Annotated in this window: 24 protein-coding genes; 17 read left to right on the top strand and 7 right to left on the bottom strand. The window is 44.8% G+C overall.

The window, feature by feature from the left end; all coding sequences use genetic code 11:
* Positions 1–10 precede the first annotated feature (10 nt).
* The 5 genes from rdgB (at position 11) to D9A03_RS16560 (ending at position 3,914) form a co-directional block, all read left to right on the top strand.
* Positions 11–655: an RdgB/HAM1 family non-canonical purine NTP pyrophosphatase gene (gene rdgB / locus D9A03_RS16580; protein WP_120498317.1), complete on the top strand. Its 645-nt coding sequence runs from the start codon at positions 11–13 to the stop codon at positions 653–655.
* Between the two features lie 122 nt (positions 656–777).
* A complete protein-coding gene (gene hemW, locus D9A03_RS16575; protein WP_254055076.1) occupies positions 778–2,001 on the top strand; it encodes a radical SAM family heme chaperone HemW in 1,224 nt (407 codons plus the stop codon).
* Between the two features lie 107 nt (positions 2,002–2,108).
* Complete coding sequence (locus D9A03_RS16570; RefSeq protein WP_120498316.1) at positions 2,109–2,630, top strand: PAS domain-containing protein; 522 nt, start codon at positions 2,109–2,111, stop codon at positions 2,628–2,630.
* A gap of 63 nt (positions 2,631–2,693) precedes the next feature.
* Positions 2,694–3,038 carry a hypothetical protein gene (locus D9A03_RS16565; RefSeq protein WP_120498315.1) on the top strand — a complete coding sequence of 115 codons (345 nt, stop codon included), beginning with the start codon at positions 2,694–2,696 and terminating at the stop codon, positions 3,036–3,038.
* Positions 3,039–3,065: 27 nt separating this feature from the next.
* Positions 3,066–3,914, top strand: coding sequence for a phytanoyl-CoA dioxygenase family protein (locus tag D9A03_RS16560; protein ID WP_120498314.1), 849 nt, complete (start codon positions 3,066–3,068; stop codon positions 3,912–3,914).
* Between the two features lie 38 nt (positions 3,915–3,952).
* On the opposite strand, the gene D9A03_RS16555 is transcribed toward D9A03_RS16560, so the two are convergent.
* From D9A03_RS16555 to D9A03_RS16535, 5 genes are all read right to left on the bottom strand, one after another.
* Positions 3,953–6,325 (bottom strand): heavy metal translocating P-type ATPase, encoded by a 2,373-nt coding sequence (locus D9A03_RS16555; RefSeq protein WP_254055075.1) that lies wholly within the window; start codon positions 6,323–6,325, stop codon positions 3,953–3,955.
* A 116-nt stretch (positions 6,326–6,441) separates the two neighbouring features.
* Positions 6,442–8,388 (bottom strand): DUF2207 domain-containing protein, encoded by a 1,947-nt coding sequence (locus tag D9A03_RS16550; RefSeq protein ID WP_120498313.1) that lies wholly within the window; start codon positions 8,386–8,388, stop codon positions 6,442–6,444.
* The gene (locus D9A03_RS16545) at positions 8,385–8,957 is read right to left on the bottom strand and encodes a LemA family protein (protein ID WP_120498312.1); all 573 of its coding nucleotides are present in this window, start codon (positions 8,955–8,957) and stop codon (positions 8,385–8,387) included. The genes D9A03_RS16550 and D9A03_RS16545 overlap by 4 nt, the downstream gene beginning before the upstream one ends.
* A gap of 108 nt (positions 8,958–9,065) precedes the next feature.
* Positions 9,066–9,440, bottom strand: coding sequence for a helix-turn-helix transcriptional regulator (locus tag D9A03_RS16540; RefSeq protein WP_120498311.1), 375 nt, complete (start codon positions 9,438–9,440; stop codon positions 9,066–9,068).
* Between the two features lie 43 nt (positions 9,441–9,483).
* Complete coding sequence (locus tag D9A03_RS16535; protein WP_162938212.1) at positions 9,484–10,914, bottom strand: penicillin-binding protein activator; 1,431 nt, start codon at positions 10,912–10,914, stop codon at positions 9,484–9,486.
* On the opposite strand from D9A03_RS16535, the gene rsmI reads away from it, so the two are divergent.
* The 6 genes from rsmI to D9A03_RS16505 all read left to right on the top strand — a co-directional run bounded on the left by rsmI (position 10,905) and on the right by D9A03_RS16505 (position 15,892).
* The gene (rsmI, locus tag D9A03_RS16530) at positions 10,905–11,855 is read left to right on the top strand and encodes a 16S rRNA (cytidine(1402)-2'-O)-methyltransferase (protein ID WP_120498309.1); all 951 of its coding nucleotides are present in this window, start codon (positions 10,905–10,907) and stop codon (positions 11,853–11,855) included. The genes D9A03_RS16535 and rsmI overlap by 10 nt on opposite strands.
* Entirely contained in the window at positions 11,856–12,233 is a 378-nt protein-coding gene (locus tag D9A03_RS16525) for a YraN family protein (RefSeq protein ID WP_120498308.1), read from the top strand.
* 78 nt (positions 12,234–12,311) lie between these two features.
* Positions 12,312–12,920 (top strand): BON domain-containing protein, encoded by a 609-nt coding sequence (locus tag D9A03_RS16520; protein WP_120498307.1) that lies wholly within the window; start codon positions 12,312–12,314, stop codon positions 12,918–12,920.
* 71 nt (positions 12,921–12,991) lie between these two features.
* The gene (locus tag D9A03_RS16515; protein ID WP_120498306.1) at positions 12,992–13,867 is read left to right on the top strand and encodes a SirB1 family protein; all 876 of its coding nucleotides are present in this window, start codon (positions 12,992–12,994) and stop codon (positions 13,865–13,867) included.
* Positions 13,868–13,888: 21 nt separating this feature from the next.
* A complete protein-coding gene (gene gshB, locus D9A03_RS16510; RefSeq protein ID WP_120498305.1) occupies positions 13,889–14,860 on the top strand; it encodes a glutathione synthase in 972 nt (323 codons plus the stop codon).
* Between the two features lie 288 nt (positions 14,861–15,148).
* The gene (locus D9A03_RS16505) at positions 15,149–15,892 is read left to right on the top strand and encodes a glycosyltransferase family 25 protein (RefSeq protein WP_120498304.1); all 744 of its coding nucleotides are present in this window, start codon (positions 15,149–15,151) and stop codon (positions 15,890–15,892) included.
* A 33-nt stretch (positions 15,893–15,925) separates the two neighbouring features.
* Here the strand turns inward: D9A03_RS16505 and D9A03_RS16500 are convergent, their stop codons facing one another.
* Positions 15,926–16,765, bottom strand: a complete 840-nt coding sequence (locus D9A03_RS16500; protein ID WP_120498303.1) for a glycosyltransferase family 2 protein — start codon at positions 16,763–16,765, stop codon at positions 15,926–15,928.
* A 150-nt stretch (positions 16,766–16,915) separates the two neighbouring features.
* Here D9A03_RS16500 and D9A03_RS16495 point away from each other — a divergent pair, with 150 nt between their 5' ends.
* The 6 genes from D9A03_RS16495 to D9A03_RS16470 all read left to right on the top strand — a co-directional run bounded on the left by D9A03_RS16495 (position 16,916) and on the right by D9A03_RS16470 (position 23,026).
* Positions 16,916–17,863, top strand: coding sequence for a nitrilase-related carbon-nitrogen hydrolase (locus D9A03_RS16495; protein WP_216825516.1), 948 nt, complete (start codon positions 16,916–16,918; stop codon positions 17,861–17,863).
* 230 nt (positions 17,864–18,093) lie between these two features.
* Positions 18,094–19,662 (top strand): SulP family inorganic anion transporter, encoded by a 1,569-nt coding sequence (locus tag D9A03_RS16490; protein WP_120498302.1) that lies wholly within the window; start codon positions 18,094–18,096, stop codon positions 19,660–19,662.
* Positions 19,663–19,912: 250 nt separating this feature from the next.
* On the top strand, positions 19,913–20,335 hold the full coding sequence (locus D9A03_RS16485; protein ID WP_120498301.1) for a GFA family protein: 423 nt from the start codon (positions 19,913–19,915) through the stop codon (positions 20,333–20,335).
* A gap of 90 nt (positions 20,336–20,425) precedes the next feature.
* On the top strand, positions 20,426–20,863 hold the full coding sequence (locus tag D9A03_RS16480; RefSeq protein WP_162938211.1) for an N-acetyltransferase: 438 nt from the start codon (positions 20,426–20,428) through the stop codon (positions 20,861–20,863).
* A 25-nt stretch (positions 20,864–20,888) separates the two neighbouring features.
* Positions 20,889–21,401, top strand: coding sequence for a DUF523 domain-containing protein (locus tag D9A03_RS16475; protein ID WP_371682966.1), 513 nt, complete (start codon positions 20,889–20,891; stop codon positions 21,399–21,401).
* A gap of 101 nt (positions 21,402–21,502) precedes the next feature.
* The gene (locus tag D9A03_RS16470; RefSeq protein ID WP_120498299.1) at positions 21,503–23,026 is read left to right on the top strand and encodes a YifB family Mg chelatase-like AAA ATPase; all 1,524 of its coding nucleotides are present in this window, start codon (positions 21,503–21,505) and stop codon (positions 23,024–23,026) included.
* 59 nt (positions 23,027–23,085) lie between these two features.
* Here the strand turns inward: D9A03_RS16470 and D9A03_RS16465 are convergent, their stop codons facing one another.
* A complete protein-coding gene (locus D9A03_RS16465) occupies positions 23,086–23,334 on the bottom strand; it encodes a ParB N-terminal domain-containing protein (protein ID WP_120498298.1) in 249 nt (82 codons plus the stop codon).
* Positions 23,335–23,449 lie beyond the last annotated feature (115 nt).

Genomic DNA, 23,449 nt, shown 5'->3' with positions numbered 1-23,449 from the left:
AAACAAGGCCATGACTCAGGCTGACAAAACACACCCGGAAAAAATGCTGCGGGATGGCAAACTGGTTCTTGCCAGCCATAATCCGGGAAAGTTGCGCGAAATAGCAGAGCTTCTCACCCCTTACGGCGTAGATGTTGTTTCAGCCGGAGATCTCGGCTTGCCTGAACCTGTCGAAGATGGGAAAACCTTTGTAGCGAATGCAGAAATAAAAGCGCTTGCCGCTGCAAAGGGATCTGGCCTGCCAGCCCTGTCAGATGATAGTGGTCTGGCTGTCATTGCTCTCAATGGTGATCCCGGTATCTATTCTGCCCGTTGGGCAGGTCCTGAAAAGGATTTTTCTTTGGCTATGGAAAAGGTCGAAGGAGAACTGCAAAAAGCTGCTGAAACAGGCAATGATACACGTGCGGCCCACTTCGTTTGCGCCCTTTGCCTTGCCTGGCCTGATGGCACAACAGAAGTGTTCGAAGGCCGGGTAGATGGCACTATTGTCCATCCGGCACGGGGCCTACAGGGATTTGGTTATGACCCGATTTTTCAGGCCGAAGGCGAGACAATAACCTTTGGGGAGATGGATCCAGCACGAAAACATTCAATGAGTCACCGTGCTCGAGCCTTTGCCTTACTTGTTGCAGAAAAGTTCGCCTCAAAGCCCTAAGCCACAAATATAACGACGAAACTGTGCCAAGTTGGCTTTCCGGGTGGTCGAGCAAAACTGTCCATGGCTTTTATAAGCTGGGTTATGTCTAGTTTTTAACTGATTTCTAAAAGGCCAGCGTTTTGAGCAACACCCCAAGTACTGCCTCATATATACCTGCTGCCGCACAGCGTGGATTTGGCATCTATATACACTGGCCCTTTTGCTTAAAGAAATGCCCCTATTGTGATTTTAACAGCCACGTCCGAGAAGAAATCTCTCAGGAACGATGGCGGGCGGCTTTACTGCGAGAGCTTGATCATTACGCCGGTTTATTGAAATCATCTGGAGATGACGGCAGGATTGTCAGTTCAGTGTTTTTTGGAGGTGGCACCCCATCCCTCATGGCTCCGGAAACAGCCGAAGCATTGATTCAAAGAATTCGAAAACACTGGCCCTGTTACAACGATCTTGAGATTACACTGGAAGCAAACCCGACATCCGTAGAATCTGACAAATTCGCAGCTTTCGCCCAGGCAGGTATCAATCGCGTATCTCTTGGAATTCAATCTTTAAATGATCAAGATCTCCAGTTCTTGGGGCGCGAACATTCCGCAGCGGAGGCTCTGAAGGCAATTGATGTTGCCAGACAAAACTTTGAACGCTTTTCTTTTGATTTGATCTACGCACGACCAGAGCAAGATAAACAAAGCTGGGAAGAAGAACTGGAACGAGCCCTTGCAGAAGGCACCAGACACCTTTCTCTTTATCAGTTAACAATAGAGGAGAATACGCCATTCCACGGTGCACGTCGCCGGGGAGAGTTTAAGGAACTCAATCCAGACACAGCCGCCGAACTTTACGATATTACCAACGATGTTATGGCCCGACAGGGTATGCCAAACTATGAGATATCAAACTATGCCAACCCCGGAGAAGAAAGCCGCCATAATCTAACATATTGGAAGTATGGAGATTATGTTGGCATTGGCCCCGGTGCACACGGACGCTTGACCCTGACAGACAATACCTCTTTGGGAAACAAAATCGCCACAAGACAGCACAGAGCCCCGGAAATCTGGCTCAGCACCGTCGAACAGGCGGGTCATGCAACGCGCACTCATGATTCTATTTCGGATACGGGACGTTTTGAAGAAATGCTGATGATGGGATTGCGCCTGAGCGAAGGCATAAAACGAGCCGATATTTGTGACGAGACTGGTCAAGATCTGGAAAATCTGATTGAGCAGAAAAAGATTGAGCAGCTTGAACAAGAAGACTTGCTGTTCCTTGACGATGTCAGAATAGGGGCCACAAGTGAAGGTAGAGCCCGGTTAAACAGCGTCCTTTCTTATCTTTTGACATAATCAAGACATAGATCTGTAATTTCGCCAAAAATTTAGCAGGAATCTTTGCAGTGAAAATATCATTTTATCCGCGTTGACAATCTGCCTGAATCATTCCAGAAATAGCCATGCCCAATTATGACTATACCTCTTCACTTATAGATTTTTCGGATGCGCCTGATGAAATTCTCCGCGTTCTGAAGATATGGCAAGATCATAAACCTGCTCAAGGCAATCCCTATAAAAACGAGATGGACCCGCTAAGATACCGTAAACACCTTGGCCGCTTTTGTGTGATTGAAATTCAGAAAGACCCCTTGGATTTTATATACCGCCTTGATGGTACCGAGATTTCCTCCTCTTCAAACGAAGATCTCCGTGGTAAAAGTGTTCTGGATGGTACACCGAGTGAAATTTATCAGAATCATTTTAAAGAGTTTAAAATAACCTTCGAAGTCGCAGTCCCTCAGATATGGAAAATTTTCTATCGGGAAGAAGAAGACTGCCATTATTTACGCTTGATTCTCCCCTACGCACAAAATGATGCCTCAGCTGAAGATTTACCGTCATATTTCATGACTTACTGTTATTCTCTTCTTTCTCCCGAAGGGCATTTCGAAGCGTCACGCCACTCAACATCGAACATTTAGCTCTATCTTGACTTGCCTGAGCATCAAACAGATGAGACAAGGCGTTAAATAGAGGATTGATGCATGCTATACCTAGAAAAAGCCGCTGCCGTTATTTATCAACAGGCCGCGAAAAGACCTGGCTTTGAAGGCCTGAACACAGAGGAAAAATGGCAAGAAATTGCCATTGATAAAGATCGTGTTATCAAAACCCTGACCCATAAATGGAAAGGGTGTATTTCACTGATTGCCGAACTGAAAGCACACCCAGATGTTACAGCCGCAGGAATTGCGGACCTACCGGAAGATTATAGACTTGAGAAGCTCGAAGGACCAAAGTCTGACGATGGGAAGTTATTGGAAGATACAGCACGGGCCATGGCATCCGCTGTTCTTGATGTTGCACTGACTCAGCATATAAACAGATAACTCACACTTTTGGTACAGGATACGACTGTGAATCACATCGCAACAGAGCAGCTTAAAAGCATTTCTTTTTGGCGCGATATCAACCCAAAACTCACAATCAGCTCAGATCCTCTTAGCATGATTCCTCTGCAAATAATTGACGATGCTCTATTGTCCGACGTTTCTGATTCATTATGGCAAGACGGATATCTCAATTGCCAGAGCATCTTTACGGAGCAAGATATTTGCCCTCTTCGTCAGGCAATGGAAATACTTCATGAACACAACCTCCCACAGGCGTTCATTTACCTCTATGACGAAGCTTGGGAATTATTCTTCCGCCTGCGTGCACTCCTACAAAACTTCCTCGGGGAAAACTATAGCGTTCTTCCTCACTTTTGGGCGTGGTACATCGATCCCGGAAAGGCAAAAGGCTGGCCACCACACAGAGACAGCGCCGATCAATCGGTGATCAAACTGTATGGTCAAGAAATGTTGATCTCTTTGAGCCTTTGGATCCCCTTGACGGATGCAACACCGGAAAATGGCTGCATGTCCGTTCTACCGCTAGGCTGTGAGCAAGATTACGACACGCCGGTTACGGACCCGTCTGAAATCGCCCTGCAGGATATTCTTTGCCTGCCCGCCAAAGCAGGTTCCGTATTGGGATGGCGACAAGATATATATCACTGGGGCGGAAGAAGTCATCGGAACGCCCAAACACCAAGATTAAGTCTCTCTCTTGAATTTCAAAATGCAGCCCTGGATCCTCTCTGTGAACCCTTGTTGGATCCCAGACATCCCCCACACCCTAAAGAGCGTCTGAATCTTATCTTTCAACAGTTTGAAAAATACAAACACATCGCTGAACTGCCCAAAGGCTTTGTGGTCCAATAATAAGCTCGATCCCGCGAACCCAAGATCAAACCAAACACTTAATCTGAAGAACTTCTCAATAGCCGCAAAGCGTTCAAAGTCACCAATACTGTTGCCCCTGTATCAGCTAACACAGCCACCCAAAGCCCTGTCATACCGAACAAAGTCGTCATCAAAAAAATTCCCTTTAAGCCCAGCGCCAAAGTGACATTCTGATGGATGTTCGCCATGGTTTGGCGTCCACGGCGAATCAATGCTGGCAAGTCCTGTAGCTTGTTTTGCATCAAGGCAATATCAGCCGCTTCCAGAGCAACATCGGTACCGCCCCCCATTGCAATGCCAACATCAGCAACTTTCAGGGCAGGAGCATCATTTATGCCATCGCCAACCATCACCACAGTACCTGCGCCCCGCAATTCATCAATTTCACTGAGCTTGTCCTGAGGCATCAAACCAGCTTTTACAGCAAGGCCCAACTCACTCCCCAAAGCCTTACCCGTTTTCGGGTTATCCCCGGTGAGCATAATCGTTTCAACACCCAACTGCTGCAATTGACTCAAGGTACCGCTGGCTTCTTCACGCGGTTCATCACGCAAAGCCAAAATTCCCGCAAGAACATTATCAATTGCGACAACAACAACTGTTTTACCCTGTGCCAAAAGCCCCTGTGCCTGATCATAAATTTTTGTATTTCCAGATAGTTGTTCTGCAAAATAATCCGTAGATCCGACAACGACCATACGTCCTTCGACATTTCCCAATGCTGCCTTTCCTGTTATGGACTGGGCATCAGATACAGCCGGAATTTCTATTCTTTGATCTAAGGCATATCTTACAACCGCTTCTGCAAGGGGATGACTTGACCCTCTCTCGACTGCCGCCGTCAACCGAATCATCTCTGTCGTATCACCCAGCGCAACAGCGTCCGTAACCTGTGGTTTACCTTCCGTCAGAGTGCCTGTTTTATCGAAAGCCATAGTTTTGGCCCGAGACAATAACTCTAAAGCTGCACCTCCTTTAATTAACACACCGCGACGCGCGGAAGCCGCAAGGGATGAAGTCACTGCTGCTGGAACAGAAATAACCAAAGCACAAGGACAGGAAATAATTAACAGCGTAAGTGCTTTGTAAATCCAGGTATCCCAAGCTCCGTTGAAAAACAGTGGAGGAATCATAGCAACCAGTAACGAAACGCCCATCATTGCTGGCGTATACCAGGACGAGAAACGATCAATAAAGCGTGCAACAGGGGCTTTGTGTTCTTCTGATTCTTCTATCAGCCTGATAATACGATCCAACGTATTGTCACCAGCTTCCGATGTCACACGAAAGGTTGTTAGCTTTTCAAGAACAAGGACTCCGGCTTGGGCTGTATCGTCAATTTCTCTGTTTCGAGGAATAGATTCACCCGTCAAAGCAGATTCATCCAAGACAGCCATACTGTTGAGAACAACTCCGTCGGCGGGCAATCTCTCACCCGGACGCACTTCAATCACGTCACCAACGGACAGATCTTCAACGGGTATTTCTTGACTATGGCTTCCTTGAACCAAACGGGCGACTTTAGGCTGTAGATCAAGTAAAAGCGTCACACCTTCACGTGCTTTATTCACTGCTCGTTGCTCCAAAGCTTCCCCAATTAAAAAGAGGAACAAGACCATAGAAGCTTCTAATGCCTCGCCCAGAAACAAAGCCCCAATTGCCGCAACAGTCATTAGGGTTTGAATACCAAAGTATTGACCAAAACGAATAGATCTTAGCGTATTAAGGAAAATTGGAATCAAACCTATTAAAGCAGCAACACTATAATAAATCCGCGCATTAACCGGATTAACCTGCGTTAAGATCACAGCAATGAAAAGGGCTGTACCCGCAATCATTACCTTGCCAGCACTTCCGCTCAAGAATACTTTCAGCTTATCAGGTACACCGCTAGCAAGAGTTGTTTTGGATGATTGATCTGCGGCTTGTGAGGAAGAACAACAACCTGCTTTTCTTTCAACTATGCTCGTATTGCCATCCCTTACTTCGGTGAGGCTATACCCCAAACCTGTGACGACCTTGTGAATGTCATCTTGCGAAACTTCGCTCGGGTTAAAATCTGTATTAAGTCGTTCTCGCGCAAAAGAAATTCGTGCCGTATGAATACCCGGCAATCTATCAACAGCTTTTTCAATTGATTTTGCACAGCTGGGGCAATCCATTCCACTGATTGTCCATGCCATGTGATGATGCAGATCTTTAATTTCTGCAATAACTGCAACAATCGCATCCCTGATATCATCACCACCAACCCAGGATATTGCCTTACGGGAAACCTCAAAAGATGCCAAGCCGGGCAATGCCTCAAGCCTTTTGCCAATACGATCGCGGCAATCCCCACAGCTTTCTGCCTCGGGCATATGGTCGATAAACAGAATTGTTTGTGCCATAGTAAACCTACACATGAAAAATATTTCATATGAAAGTATATTCATGTATAAATTAAGTCAAGGGCAGTAAGCTTTCATTCTCGAAAATTAAATCCTGACACTGGATCAGTGATATTTTACCAACCACCGCCACCGCCACCGCCGCCGCCACCACCAGACGAGCCACCACCACTTGATGAGCTGCTAGACGAAGAGCTGGGCGGACTGGAAGCAGAAGAAATCGTATGCCCGATACCACTTGTCAATCCACTGGCAATAGAGCTTGAACTTCGGGAAAAAGAGTCTCCGCGATACCAGCGTGGCTTATAATCCATCGGAACCTGATTCATGACGGTAAGATAGTTTTGTAACCTTTCTGACCATTGATCTTCGACTCCAAGAGCCATAGCAAAGGGCAAGTGTTGCTCAAACACGTGTTCATTAAAATCAGGCTCGGGACCAATCGCTTCCAACCGTTCTCCTTCGGCAACAGAAAGGTACAACTTATAGCCTTCCAGTTTGTCGAGGATTTTCTGCCCCTTAACGCTTGGCGCTTCCATCAGGTAGCTAAAAACCAGCGTTATCGTAAAAATCAGAAGAATAACGCCATAATTTTCAGCTGAAAAATCCTGATCGGTAATGAGCTCTCCCACAGACAAAGAACAGTAAGGTATCACCAGAAAAATGCTCAGGGGTAAAAGCACAGCAATGTTTTTCGGTAACCCTGACTTTGTCATTTTTCCCGACATCACCCTGCACAAAGGCGGTAAAATTACTCCGGAAAAAATACCAAAAAATGCCATGAAAAAGAGCGCAGGGATAATAAGATCCCCCCCTGCATAAGCCAATGACATGATAACACCACCAAGCCCCAGCAAAAATCCAATAAGCCATTTGCCAGTATTTGCCGCAAAATAACCTGATCCATATTCATCGCTAACGGCTTCACCAAAAAAACTGACCACAGAAGCAAATCTGGAATCATATTTCCGCTTCAACTTATATTCATCGCCAGGATCAGGAAGTAAGCGATCTATAATTGTCCATTCACCGCGCGGCAGGCTATCAAGATCTGCTTTTTCTGTTCGCTGAAGAGAATAATCACTCTTGCTCTGGTCAATGGTTATATAGCCCTTTGTCGCAAGGCTCGTCAGTGCAACGACAAAGGCTGTTTTTTCGCTATAGCCCTTTCGAAAACCGAGATGGCTCAGATATCCAGCCGCAGCGGGAGAAATATTTTTTGGTCCTTCGAAAAGGGGAATGACAATGCCTGCGGCCGGATCACGTCCTACATAAAACCAGGCAACAGAATAGTACGCCGTGATAATCACTAGCGTCACAAGCCCAATCAAAAAACTGGCGTTATCTTCCAGATAATATTGTGCCTGTTCATAGCTATCCGGCACATAGACAAAACCCGTTGGCCAAGCAGTTGCAATTGTTAAACCTTCACTCGTCGACAACGCACGAGTTGTTTCAAAGGAGACTCCATCAGATCTAAGCGATGATTGATAATCCTCTCCATCATCCCCGTAGTAGCCTGTATAACCGATGGATTGTATAACCTCGGCACCTTGGGGCAGGTACACATTGGCGACAACTTTTTCGATCGGAAAGTCCCAGCCATTACCAGTCACGTTCCAATAAAGCTCGTCCATCGTCTCCAGATGCGTCAATTGACGATCTGTTATGTAGGTAATCTCATAGGTATATTCACCAACAGGCAGAAAATAATCAGACCGTCCCATGTAAATACGCACACCATTACTTAAATTCTCGGTATGATAGGATTCATTTCGACCATCCCGTCTGACAGACACAAGGTGAAAACCAACTGAATAGCGCTTACCCTGAATTTCGTATTTCGTGGGGAAATCCCTGTAGATTCCGCGTCTAATATTCTGTCCTTCCGCACGGACAGTAATCGTTTCTGTTACCTTTATACTACTGTCTTCACGCACAACAATGTCCGAGACAAACAACTTGATCCGCTCATCAGCAAAGACAAGAGAAGGGGCAAGAATGATCAGAGCACCAAACAATAGGTTGATGAGATTCCATTTACGAAAAATCTGATAGTTCATAGCTTTACTCCTGGTGCCTGCCGGTCATCTGGGTTTTCCAGTTGAAAATATTCTGCGCGGATAAAATGAAACTGTTTTGCGATTAAATTACTTGGAAAACTTTCAACAGAAACGTTCATCAAACGCACTGCGCCATTATAATATCGGCGCGCCATCTCGATATCGTTTTCAACTTCGGTCAGCGTCGACTGAAGATCACGAAAGCTGCCATCCGCTTTTAAATCCGGGTAGTTCTCTGCGACCAGAAGCAATCTGGTCAAAGCCGAGGCAAGCCCTCCTTCAACCTTCCCCCGTTGATCAACACTGTTTCCCACAGAGCTTACACACTGCGCTCTTAATTTCGTGACTTCGGCCAGGGTCGACTTTTCGTGGGCAGCATAACCCTTTACCACCTTCACCAGATTGGGAATTAGGTTGCTCCGTTTCTTCAATTGAACATCAATACCGCTCCATCCTTCAGAAACTTGCTGGCGATATTTCACAAGACGATTATAGGCAAAAATACCCCACAAGATTACGAGGGCAGGAACACCAATTCCAAGAAGGGAAAAAAGAAACGAAGAAGGCATATACAATCCTGCAACAGATTTAAATATGCTCTACTATACAGAGCATAAGAAAAGCCGCTAGCGGGTATTTTGTATCAATTGTTGCAGAACTGTTGCTATGATTTGATTTTAATTGTGATCTTCCAGCACATGATGTGCCATATCAGCAATGACATGGCGAATATGATCATCGGCTAATTCATAGTGAACCTGGCGTCCCACTTTTTTAGACACCAATATGCGCGCATCTCTGAGGTGCCGCAGATTATGGCTGGTCAAAGATTGCGACTGACCCGTTGCTTCTGAAAGCTCACTCACAGAACAGGGATTCTGAAAGCAGCACAGACAAAGCCGTAAACGCCCTTCATCACCCAGTGTCTTGAAAATGTTGCTCAGGTTTTCAACGCCACTCTTGCCAAGATCGGGGAGTCCCTGACAGCAGTTTTCTTGTCCCGACACACTGGAAATAACAGATTGGCAATTCTGATGATCTTCTATAGCCACAGCTCTACTTTCAACGCTCCCTTGATAACAACGTCACTTATAATCAATTCACCAAAGGCGTAAAACTTGCCGGGGCAGGATCAACAACATTGATCAAATCACGTTCCAGCGACAGGATAGCCAAACCACGTTCACTCCGACCATCTGCGTGAAGACGGAAAACACCATCAAGGCCAGCAAAACCTTGTGAATTGGTTAAAAGGCTCTTGGAATAGTTCACAGCCGTGGATTGGCTTTCGGCTTGACGGGCAATGACAGCTGCAAGGGCAACCGAATCATAGGCAAGCGTCACAATACGTGGTGGCGTCTTGCCATAAAGTACCTTGTAACGATCTTTAAAATTCTCCCAATGTACTGGAGACGGGGCCGCATACCAACTGCCAACCAATGCCGGCTCACGCCCAAGCTTCGGATTATTCCACAGTGCCGTACCAAGGTATTTCACCTGATTAGGGTCAACATCGTAATAGTTCAGCAACGGTGCTATCGTTAGCAACTGCTTGCCCCCTGTGGGAATGATAATAGCCTCGTAGTTTGGTGGATTAAGTGTATCGCGCCCACGAAGTCGAGCCAACGCCCGACGTGAGGCCGCATCGCCCCGGGATTTCAGCGTTGCTTTATGAGCCAAAAGAGACTGGTGACGCGCGTTATAATTGGCAATGGCCTTTACTTCATCTTCCAAATCGGGATCTGAAGGATTGAAAAAACCCAACCGTGTCAGTTCAACACTTGATCCATATGATTGAATTTGCAGCGCGCTGACAATACGGCGACCATAGTCGTTATCAGGGGCAAAAACAGCAACACGTCGAATTCCCTGAGCCGTAGCATAGTCAACAACGCGTCTGATCTGTTCTTCCGGTGTTAGTCCCAAAACATAGATACCATCACCAGCTACAGCCTGATCGTTCGAGAATGAAAGCACATTGATATTTGCTTGGCGGGCGAGGGGGGTTATAGCTGACACAGATGTTGCAAACAAGGGACCGATCACCAGATCAACCTGTTCTGTTATCAGTGATTCCATTGCAGTGCGTGCCCCTGTTGGCGTTCCCGCTGTATCGCGAACCACAAGGTCGAATTTCTCTCCGGACACATCAAACAAGGCAAGCTGTGCGGCGTTTAACAGAGATTCACCAATGGCTTTATGGCGCCCACTCAAGGGTAGAAGAAATCCGACTTTTGTTCTTCTTTCGCTAATCACAACAGTTTCTGCCGTCTCAAGATCCGCAAAAGGTTCGATCTCTTCAATTATTTCAGGTTCAGTAATTTCAGGCTCTACCGTATTTTGAGCATCCTCTGGCTGAGTTTCTTGAACTTCAGGAGTTTCTGCCGTTGCATCCGGCCCCTTTTTCATGGTTGTCTGGCATCCAGAGATCAAAATAGAAAGCAAGATGATCGCGGGCAGGGATAAAAACCTACGGCTAATGTCCGTGCCCTTTACAACAAAGAAAGTCGCCAACGTTGAGCTCAAAACAGTCATCCTCTCAAAATCATCCTGCCGTAAAATCAGACGGGACCAATAAAACACTAACCGAGGAACAAGCCAACAGTCGACCCGCCCTCAATAGCGATAAACCTGAACCAGCACTTTACCTCGTTGCGACCCCAATCGGCAACATGGGGGATATTACGGACCGCGCAAAAAAAATTCTCGCTGCCGCTGATCTTATCGCCTGTGAAGACACTCGTGTCACCAAAAAGCTGGCTCAGGCTTTTGGCTTTACAGCGCCTCTTGTGGCTTATCACGAACATAACGCAGATAAAGTAAGACCCAAGCTTATTGAAAAGGTAAAAAAAGGCAATGTCGTGGCCTTGGTTTCCGATGCCGGAACACCACTGATATCAGACCCGGGTTACAAACTCGCGAACAGCGCTCATGAAGAAGGAATCGCTTTAACATCCATTCCTGGTGCCTCAGCCCCTATAAACGCACTTGTTTTATCCGGTTTGCCAACAGATCGCTTCTTCTTCAATGGATTTCTCCCCAATAAAACTGGCGCCCGGTGCAAAGCACTAAAAGAACTTACGACCATTCCCTCAACACTTATATTTTTCGAATCTACGCACCGACTAGCGGGATCTTTGGCAGATATGTACAGCGTCCTTGGTAATCGTTCCGCAGCAGTAACTCGGGAACTTACGAAAAAATTTGAAGAAGTACGGCGTGGAAACCTCAAAGAACTCGCTGAGCACTATGCTGACGTCGGGAACCCCAAAGGCGAGATTGTAATTGTTGTCGGTCAGGACAGTACAAGTTCCAATGAACTCACGGAAGAAGATCTGGATAACCAGATCAGAAGCGCATTGGGAAACAATTCCCTACGGGATGCTGCCGCCCTCGTCAGTACAGCCACCAGCCTGCCCAAAAAGAAAGTCTATCAACGCGCACTGGAACTTTCAAAAGACACTTGAATGCCTGACCTTTTGCAAAAAAACTCAAAAAGAAACAGCTATAAAACAGGCCGTTATGCAGAGCTTTTTTCTGTTTGGTATTTACGGTGCAAAGGCTATCAAATTCTCTCTAAAAATTACAAAACCAGAGTTGGAGAAATTGACCTGATTGCCAGAAAAAAGAAGTTAATTTGTTTTGTAGAAGTGAAAAAAAGACAAAACTTGGAAATGGCTTCGCAGGCGATCAGTCAAAAACAACAAATACGCATCATTCATGCAGCAGAATACTTTTTGAAGCAAAACCCTCAATATCAGGATTTTGCCCAAAGATTTGATGCTGTTCTTATTGGTGCCACAGTTTTCCCCTATCACATAAAAAATGCGTGGCAGGTTCACTAAACAAACCGTACAAAGACATAACGAGATATTACAGAACTCAGAATTTGAGATCAGGTCATAAACAGGAGTAATTTCACCATGACCAAGGTGGGGATGGCGCTTAGATTAACACTTACTCTAATCGGAATAACGGTACTGAGCGGATGTAGCACAACCGGCGCAGTTATTGGTGCAGGTGCTGTTGCAGCAAACACAGCAGCCCAGGAAAGACCTTTTCAAAAGGCAGTAACGGATGTTCAGATTAAACTGGAAATCAACGATCTTTTCTTGAGAGAAAACATTTCTATTTTCAGGAAAGTCAATATTCAGGTTAACGAAGGCAAAGTCCTGCTCAGCGGTAATGTCGAACTACCCGAACATCGTATCATCGCTGTACGTGATGCATGGAAAGCAACAGGCGTTCGTGAAGTCATTAATGAAATCGAAGTCAACAACGACAGCGGAATCACCGACTATGCAAGAGACGTCTGGATTAACACTCAACTAAAAACAGTTCTTTTATTCGACAAGGAAGTAACGTCAATTAATTACAATGTCGATACTGTTAACCAGAGTGTTTATCTGCTTGGTATTGCTCAAAACCAGGAAGAAATAAACCGGGTAATTGCGCATGCAAAAGATATTGATTACGTCAAACGCGTTGTCAGTTATGTGACACTGAAAGACGACCCTTCCAGAACACAATAGCGCTGTTCAAATGAACTTAAACGGCGGTAACATTTATCCTTACCGCCGTTTAAAGTATATATATAAGATCCATGCTACATCGCACATCACTCTCCAGCGCTAATATCTTTCGCTACTTAAAAAATATTGGTCAATCAGAAGACCATGATATTTCTCTGTCTGAAACGGCACTGTTAATTGCGGCACAAGATCGTAAAGCGAATTCTATTGATCGCTACAGAGATCATTTGGATTGTTTGGTTCAAGACACACAAAATCTTTTACGACAAATTGCAAATCATAAAGAAGCACTTGATCTTGATGATATTCTTAGCACAATTGAAACTGTGCTTTATGACATACATGGCTACAAGGGCGATATAGAAACCTATGACGATCTTGAGAATGCAAACCTTATTGCGGTCATTGAAAGACGCAAAGGTTTGCCAATTGTTTTAGGGATTCTCTATCTTCACATCATACATTCAATCAATCTTGAACAGACTCTTTTTGCTGCCGGATTGAATTTCCCCGGACATTTCCTTATCCGCATTTCATATGGGAAAAAGCACGTCATTGTTGATCCCTTTGATCGCGGAAAGGTACGTGATACTCCTTGGCTTCGCGCAACCCTGAAAGGTTTTATGAGTGATCGAGCTGAACTACAGGCAGAATTCACTCAATCCGTGAGCAACCGTAATATCCTCTTGCGACTTCAGAATAATATTAAAGTACGATTGATTGAAGCTAAAGAACCAGAAAAAGCATTAGAAATCTTGGAAAAAATGCTTCTCATTGCCCCGAATGAACCTGTCATATGGCGAGAAGCAGGCATGCTTCAGGCATTTTTAAATAACATTCTTGCTGCAATTGAAACTCTGGAACATTATCTACAGATCGAAGAAGACCACAGAGGTCTTATGGAAGCGTCTCAAATGCTCCAGAAACTGAAAGCACAATTGAACTGATCTACTAGGGAATGTGACCTCATGACACTCTCCGTTGCCATCCAGATGGACCCAGTATCAACCATTGATATCAATGGCGACAGCTCTTTCATATTAGGTCTCGAGGCTCAAAACCGCGGCTACAAACTATACCATTATCTGCCTAAAGACCTTTCAATGAAAGGGTCACAGGTTTATGCCAAGTGCCGCCCGGTAGAATTTCGGCGCGAACAGGGAAACCATGCAACACTTGGTGAAGCTCAAATCATTGATCTCGCCACGATTGACGTTATTCTCATGCGCCAGGACCCACCATTCGACATGTCCTATATTACGGCAACGCATTTGCTGGATCATGTCCACCCCAAAACACTTGTCGTAAATGATCCCAGTTGGGTTAGAAATTGCCCGGAAAAACTCTTCATTGCTGAATTTCCAGAACTCATGCCCCCAACCCTGATCACAAATGATCTGGACGAAATCAAATCCTTCCGCGCCGAACATAAGGATATCATCGTTAAACCACTCTATGGAAACGGCGGTGCAGGCGTTTTCCACATCAAACCTGATGATGAAAACCTGAATTCCGTTTTTGAATTATTTGAACAGCACTACCGCGAACCCATAATCGCACAGCTCTACCTGCCGGATGTTCGCAAAGGAGACAAACGGATCATCCTGATCGACGGAGAGCCAGCAGGGGCTATTAACCGCGTACCAGCAGAAGGCGAAGCAAGATCCAACATGCATGTGGGTGGACGCCCAGATCCAATTGGTTTGACAGAACGTGATCGCGAAATCTGTGCTGCCATTGGCCCAACCCTGAAAGAACGGGGTCTTATTTTCGTAGGCATTGATGTCATCGGTGACTACATGACAGAAATCAACGTGACATCCCCGACTGGCATTCAAGAAATAAACCGCTTTAATGGCGTTTCGCTCGAAGCTGACATCTGGGATTCAATTGAAGGTAAACTGAACCTCCTCCGACTAAAGTCAGAGGCTTCAGTGTAATGAGCACCTTTGGCGCAAAATTGTATATTTATCCGACTGAAGTCGGAGGATTTAACCAATTTGTGGAAATTAAAGGGATAAACACACTCATCATATGTGGTTGTAATAATTTTTCTAGTATTACAGCTATTTTATTGACCTTTCTTTTACATCTCCAGGATCTGTCCCTACTACACTTGACGCCATAAGAGCGATTAACACAGACTAGATATGCTCTATCATCCTTGCGAACCTGTATGGTCAGAACTATAAGCCCTATCTAGCCGCAAATTCATTTTAGGATTCTTCATGACTCAGCAAATTCCGATTTTTATTATAAATCTCGAAAGATCTGCCGAGAGAAGAAAAAAAATTGAAGACCAATTTAACTCAATCGAGTTGAATTATGAGTTCTACAAAGCCATCGATGGAAGAGAACTTGATTGGAAAAGCATAAAAAACTATGCACATAGCTATCGTTTAAAGGAGTTTGGTAAAGATATGACTCCTAATGAAATCGGGTGCTATCTGAGCCACTTTACACTGTTTGAGCGCATATTAAATGAAGGGCATGAAATGGCCCTGATTATTGAAGATGATGTTAAGATTACAAAAGAATTACCAGCTGTTTTAAAAGCTATTAAAAACGTCAAAACACCATGGGATATGATACGCCTTGCATCTTCCCGTGACCGCAAATTTGAGATTTTAGAACCAATCACCGAGATAGCTGACTTAGTAAAACTCAAAGGCAATGCGTGCGGAGCCGTTGGATATATTCTGAACCAGTCCGGTGCTGAAAAACTTTGTAATTATTGCAAAACTATTTTCCATCCAATAGATATCGCGATGGATAGAGTATGGGAAAACAAGCTACAAATCCGAGCCGTTTATCCCTTCCCTATTGTACATGATAATAGCGTTCAATCAGATATTCGGTCTGATAGTCCTCCAATTCAAGATCCTCAAAAAACAATACACAAGCTTCGTCGGAAACGAAGAAAGATTGTCGATGGAATCAACAAAAGATTGTGGGAATTCAGAAGCGATTAAGAATGTCGTTTTGTAATTTAAAGTAAGGGCATTTTAGCGATTTAAACGGCGTGAAATTCCTTGAACAGCAATATGCCGATCACTTTCCAACAATTTTTGGAAATATTCAGGATTCCTCAACTCTTTACCTTCTCGCCCAGGAATGGATCTACTGTGAAAAAGATGAAGAACTGGCGAGCAATAATTGGCATCAATTCGATAGACGCCACTTCTGATCAATCTAACCGTGAAGTCTGAATCCTCAAGCCCATGGCCTTCATAACTCTCATCAAACCCATCAACCCGGTAAAAATCTTCTTTCCAGACACCTAAATTACAGGTTTGAACTTTTTCCCAGTTTTTTGCCTGTTTCTTACGAGCTATGTCTGATTGAGGTATCCTGAGAAACTGAAAAGGTCGATTGCATTGACCTGTCAGCCCCATAGCAAACAGAATCCCAGTGGGCCAACGGAAAAAATTCCATGCTTTCTTGAAAATTTTCGCCGTAAAACGTTTTTTCAAATAAACTCTACGACCTGCGACAAACCATTTCCCTTGAGCAAGCTTACGATGAAATGCAATAAAGGAGGGCATCAGACAACAATCACCATCAATAAAAATAAAATAATCACCTTCTGCCAATGCAGCAGCACCATTTCGTACCGCAGCCACTCGAAACCCGTTATCCTCGTGCCAAAAATGCTTAATGGTTATATCTGACTTATCTGCAAAATTTTTGATGAGTTGCTTTGTATCTGGACCAGATCCATCATCCGCAATGATGACTTCAAAATTTTTATTTGTCTGATATTCCAATGATCTCAATACAAAATCCAATGCCTGCGGCCAGTTGTATGTGGTGATAATCAAACTGATTTTCGGCACGGGATGCATATTAATCTCAATTTATGCTTTGGATATAGAACAAGAAATCAAAGCCTTTGTAATAGAGACCATGGCTTTTGCCAATTATCTTATTCAGTTTAAAGATTTTCTTTGGATACATTTTCTATATCATGGAGCATATAACACAGGAGAAAACGCGTGCCTCTATCCCCTTTAAATATCGCTCTTTGGGCCGTAAATCTGGAAACGCCTCTGAAATCTCTGTCTGATTGGATAGAGATTACCAGCCAGCGGATGGAACAGGCCAAAGAGCAGGGGACAGATCTGTTACTTATGCCCGAATATGTTTCAGAACAGTGGATGGCTTTTGCTCCGGCTGGTATAGGCCCTGATGAAGAAATTCCCTGGATGGCAACACAGGCAACAGAAGCTATAGACCAGTTAAAAGTTTTGGTAAAAGCTCATGATATCGCGTTATTGGCAGGCACTTTCCCCGTTGCGATTGATACCAAGGATGACGTTTCTGATTCTCCCGTCAATGATAACAGTGGTTATTACAACAGGGCACATCTGTTTTTGCCTGATGACAGATATATCACACAAGATAAACTCTGTCTGACACCAAATGAACAAGACCCAAAGGTCTGGTGTTTGACACCTGGCAACAAGATCAAAGTTTTTACATGGCGAAGCTTGCGGATTGCAATCCTGATTTGTCTGGATATAGAAATGCCAGCTTTGTCATCACTTATAGCCGATCATGATATTGATTTAATTCTTGTTCCATCAATGACATCAAAACTTGCAGGCTACAATCGCGTTTTCGGCTGTGCCAAGGCCAGAGCAATAGAATTACAAGCCGCAGTAGCCGCTGTCGGTCCAATTGGGGCCACGCATTTTTTTGGCAAAAAAAGACAAAACCAAACCTCTGCTGCAGCTGTGTACATTCCCTGTGAAGAAAGCCTTGGACATATTGGCGTTGCAACAGAAATTTCACCAACAGATACCACTGTCGGGCAAGGACCTTTGATTGTTGCCAAAGATATCCCCTTTGATGAAATTCGTCGATTGCGAAGCGGCTCAGCAGAAGTTTGGCCCGGAGCCTGGAATGCTGATCACGTAGTCGTCGAAGACAACGAAAAATGAAACGACGTCTTTGTTCTATTATTTTAGCCCTAGATATGTGTCAAACACATACCCCACAGAACAGGCAAGACGCAGATTAGATATTTTCTAAAGTAAATAAATTTGTTAGAAGCGCGCCAGAATAGATACGTGAACTAGAATACGGCGGCTTTTCCAAAAGGCAAAGATCGCCCTTAATTCGGGCAAAAGGTAATCCTTACTGCCTTAAAGAAGATCCGATCGGATATCAGATGAAAGCCTACAATTTTTGCGACCCGAAAAATATCAAAGCTGATGTTCTCTCGGGATTAACCGTTGCTCTTGCTCTTGTACCGGAAGCGGTCGCTTTTGCATTCGTGGCACAGGTCGATCCACTCGTTGGCCTTTATGCTGCTTTTATCGTTGGCCTGATTACCTCGTTAATCGGCGGACGTCCCGGGATGATTTCCGGCGCTACTGGTGCATTGGCCGTTGTAATGGTCGCCCTTGTTGTTTCACATGGCGTACAATACCTCTTTGCTGCCGTGGTCCTCATGGGCATTTTGCAAATTCTCGCCGGTATTTTTAAACTCGGGAAATTTATTCGTCTGGTTCCACATCCCGTGATGCTTGGTTTTGTGAACGGTTTGGCTATTGTCATCTTCCTTGCGCAGTTGTCCCAGTTCAAAGTCACCCCAACTGATCCAAACAGCGAATGGCTGAGTGGTACAACTCTATACATCATGCTGGGTCTTGTTGCCCTGACAATGGCGATCAGCTATCTCTTGCCAAAGGTGACAACGCTAATCCCTGCACCATTGGCAGCCATTGCTGTTGTCAGTGCCGTTGTTATTGGTTTTGGACTTGATATCCCAACCGTTGGTAACATGGCGTCTATTGCTGGCGGTCTTCCGGAATTTCATATCCCGAGTGTTCCTTTCACGCTTGAGACACTCTACATTATTTTCCCATACTCTCTCATTCTCGCAGCAATTGGCTTGATTGAATCCCTGTTGACCCTGACCTTGATTGATGAAATCACTGAAACCAAAGGCGGTACATCGCAAGAATGTATGGGGCAGGGCGTTGCGAACCTGGTAACAGGTTTCTTTGGAGGTATGGGTGGCTGTGCCATGATCGGGCAGTCAATGATCAACATTAAATCAGGTGGTAAAGCCCGTCTTTCCGGTGTTGCAGCTGCACTCTTTCTTTTGATCTTCATTCTCTTTGCTTCAGATCTTATCGAGCTTATCCCGCTTGCCGCATTGGTCGGCGTGATGTTTATGGTGGTGATCGGCACGTTTGAATGGTCAAGTTTTCGCATCTTGCACCGCATTCCAAAAACAGATGCTTTTGTCCTGATTTTGGTTTCCGGTGTTACAGTTTATAGTGATCTTGCCATTGCCGTTGTGGTTGGTGTCCTTGTTTCTTCACTGGTCTTTGCCTGGAATTCAGCTAAACACATCTATGCGCGTGTTGGCACAACAGAAGATGGCAAAACAACTGTATATGAAATTTCCGGCCCACTGTTCTTTGGATCTATCAGCTCTTTCAGAGATCTTTTTAATCCCGCAGATGATGCTGATGATGTAGTTGTCGATTTCCAAAATGCCCGTGTTTGGGATCATTCAGGTCTGGAAGCAATCGATGGCTTGGCTGAACGTTACACCCGTAGAGGAAAAACGCTGCACCTTCGTCATCTAAGCCCCGATTGCCGCCATCTCCTCGAAAAGTCAGTCAGCATGGTCGAAGAAGACAAAGAAGGTGATCCGCACTACGGTGTTTTTGTAGATTATAATAAAATGTACCATGAAGATGATGAAATCGCTGATAAAACTTAAACATCAATTGTCATAATCTGTTATAAAAAGAGGGCTTTGGTCCTCTTTTTTTTCGGCCATCAAATGGCTACCTCTATTCCTCTTCTGATATATTTAAGGTAATCGAAAGGGCTTTATCGCCATTCTCCATTCGGCATAAATTGACAAAACACGACAAACAAGTGATCTTAATACTAAGTTCTATTTTTGTTCTCTTCCTTATGCTCTGAAATACAGAGCCATTGATAAGATACCCTGGAAACTTGATCATATGTCTGACCCAACGTCACAAAAGACCAAGCACACAGGCAGATGCCTTTGCGGAAATATTCGCTTTGAAATAAAATCCGAACTCAACGATATTTCAGTATGCCATTGTCAACAATGTCGGCAATGGTCTGGTCACATCTGGGCGTCAACAGATTGTCCAACTGATCAACTGACTTTCACGTCTTCTCTCTCAAGCCTAATCTGGTATAAGTCTTCCGATCATGCCAAGCGCGGGTTTTGTAAGACCTGTGGATCTTCCCTATTCTGGAAGCTGAATAAAGAAGGTGAGGAGGGGGATTACTATGCTATTTCAGCCGGATCTCTAAATGATACATCCCCTCTAAAAATGAAACGCCATATCTTTTGCCGCTACAAAGGTGATTATTACACCTTGGAAGATAATATTCCCCAAGAAGAAACCTAATAAGCTAAGAAACCTGAAAGCTAAAGAACCGAGCCAAACGAAAAGCCTAGTTTATCCCAATACTAGATTATGCCAATACAGGTCACATGGATGTTCAGAGAAGTTCAGAATTCAGACAAAGAAACAGTTATTGCAATGGCAAAGAGCTATTACCTCGAAGACGGAAATAGCTATGGAGAAACCAGAATAGAAAAGGCAATTGCCTCTATTTTAGCGGGCGAGCCCCTTGCAAAACTCTGGATCATTGAACAAGAGCGCACTGTCATCGGCTATCTTTGTGTATCACTTGGCTTTTCTCTCGAAACCGGAGGGCGTGATTTCTTTATTGATGAGCTTTTTGTTAAAAGGGCATACAGAAATCAAGGCATTGGCACAAAAGCGCTTGAACTTGCCTGTGAAGAATCAAAAAAACTGGGCGCAGAACGCATTGTGTTAGAAGTTGAGCAAAGTAATCCCCAGGCAAAAGCTCTCTATAAACGGTTTGGGTTCGAGTCACATCCGCGTTATTTAATGTCTAAGTTTCTGTGAATAACAAAGGCTGCACAACGCTATTATGAATAATAAACCTGATATAAATCTCAGTAATATTAGAGAATCCGGTCCACAGCCCATGCTTTCGAAAATACTAGTAAGTGCCTGTTTAATGGGAAAGCCTGTACGCTATGATGAGTGTTACGCATCCAAAGGCGCAGAAAAACTACACCACTTACAGGGACAAGGACGTATTGTTTTACTTTGCCCCGAAATTGCTGGAGGGCTACCAACTCCCAGAGCCCCAGCTGAACGTGTATCTGACCAGATAAAAAGCCAAACAGGTGAAAATTTCACCAATGCTTTTATCCACGGCGCAGAACAAGCTCTCACTCTATGTCTGAATCACAACATCAAAATCGCGATCCTCAAAGAGAACAGCCCCTCCTGTGGTAGTGATTTTATCTACGACGGCTCCTTTACCGGAACAAAAATCAGAGGTTCAGGCATCGTCACAGATCTATTGCGTGCGAACGGTATTTCAGTTTTTAGCGAGCATAACATTGATCATGCTATTGATTTGGCAAACCAATAAGTCAATACAATAAATTACACTTAAAATATAAATTTCTTCTTTTACGTGCATCAAAGAATGATACACTAAGTTCTCCATTTGTTCTGCTTGAGTAAAAGAAAATGACCGTCCAGATCAATACTGTTTCTTTTCAGGGTATAGAAGTTCGCGACATCGAAGTACAAGTCCAACTATCAAGTGGATTGCCCGCTTTTCATATTGTCGGATTACCAGATAAAGCCGTTGCCGAGAGCCGGGAAAGAGTACGTGCAGCTTTAACCGCAATTGGTCTCGCGCTTCCTCCGAAAAGAATCACAGTCAATCTGGCCCCGGCCGATTTACAGAAAGAAGGCAGTCATTACGATCTTCCCATCGCGCTTGGCATCCTTGCCGCCATGGAAATTGTGCCGGCAAGCGAGCTAACAACCTATCTTGTTCTTGGAGAATTGGCACTTGATGGAACTATCCGGGCCGTAAATGGCATTTTACCCGCCGCTTTACAGGCCTTGGCAAGTGATAAGGGCATTATTTGCCCTGAAAATCAGGGCGGAGAAGCTGCGTGGGTGAAAGGGTTAGAGATTATTGCCCCGCCCAGCCTTTTAGCTCTCACAAATCATATCAATGGACGCCAGATACTCTCGCCTCCCAAAACAGCATTACCTCAGCCGGCGAGTGATCGCCGACACCTTCCTGACCTAAGGGACGTTAAGGGCCAGGAAACAGCCAAACGTGTTCTTGAAATCGCAGCAGCTGGCGGCCACCATTTGCTGTTTAATGGGCCACCCGGGTCTGGAAAATCAATGCTCGCTTCTCGATTACCGTCTATTTTGCCAGAACTTCTGCCCGAAGAAATTCTCGAAGTCAGCATGATTCACTCCCTTGCAGGTTTGTTAAAGAATGGCGCGTTAGAGAATTTACGCCCCTACAGAGATCCGCACCACTCTGCCTCTGCGCCCGCCATTGCAGGCGGCGGGCCCAAAGCAAAACCCGGAGAGATATCTCTTGCTCACAGAGGCGTTCTTTTTCTCGACGAACTCCCCGAATTTAATCGCAATGTATTGGAAACTTTACGGCAACCACTGGAAACCGGTAAAATTTCCATTGCTCGCGCAGAAGCCCATATTACATATCCTGCACGTGTTCAGATGATTGCTGCAATGAATCCCTGCCGTTGCGGAGAGGTTGATCCTGTTACCCAGATTTGCGCCAGAGGTCCAAGATGTAGCACTCAATATCAAGCCCGTATCTCTGCACCACTCTATGATCGAATTGATCTCTATCTCGATGTTCCCCCCGTCAGAGCATCTGACTTATCCCTGCCACCTCCGAAAGAAGGTAGCCGTGATGTTGCTCTTCGGGTTCAGGCAGCACGTGATATCCAAACAGAACGATATGCAGCTTATCCAGAACAGAAACGACCCCATTGCAATGCAGAAGCAGAGGGCGAAATTCTGGATAAAATTGCCTTACTCGGTCCCAGGGAAAAAGAATTGATGCACCGCGCCTCAGAGACGTTCAAACTCTCAGCCCGCGCTTATCATCGCGTTCTCAAGGTTTCACGAACTATCGCCGATCTGGATAATCAGGAAATGATTGAGACAAAGCACATAGCCGAAGCTTTACGTTATAAAAAGCCAAGAAAGTAAGGCCGTAAACAAGGCATAAAATCACTAAAAAAGATTGGTCGGTAAAACCTGTTCAGAAGCTACCTTTGCTTGGCCTGCAGTATATGTCCCTTAATTGTCGTTTCACCCAAGGCCTTGCGGGCTTCAAGCCTGTGGACCCCTCGCAACAACACATAGCGGCCTTTTCCCTGACGAACACTTATAGGGTTCTGTTCTGTCTCTTCCATGATCTTGTCAGCAGTGATTTTTAACTTCTCAGGATCAAACTCTTTGCGGCGGCCTGCTGGCACATAAATCTCGTCTATGTTTAGCGTATGAACCTTCAGCACTTTCTTTCTCCCAACCCGGTCAATCCAGACAGTCTAATAATCATTTGCTCTATTGGGAATAGCTTTCCCAGCTCTCAAATTTCCTAAAAAAGAGAAAAGGGTTCATGGACAAGAC

The sequence above is a fragment of the Kiloniella sp. EL199 genome (assembly GCF_900313065.1).
Taxonomy (GTDB): Bacteria; Pseudomonadota; Alphaproteobacteria; order Kiloniellales; family Kiloniellaceae; genus Kiloniella.
Note: the sequence above shows the minus strand (reverse complement) of the source record. Positions and strands in the feature narration are given on the sequence as shown.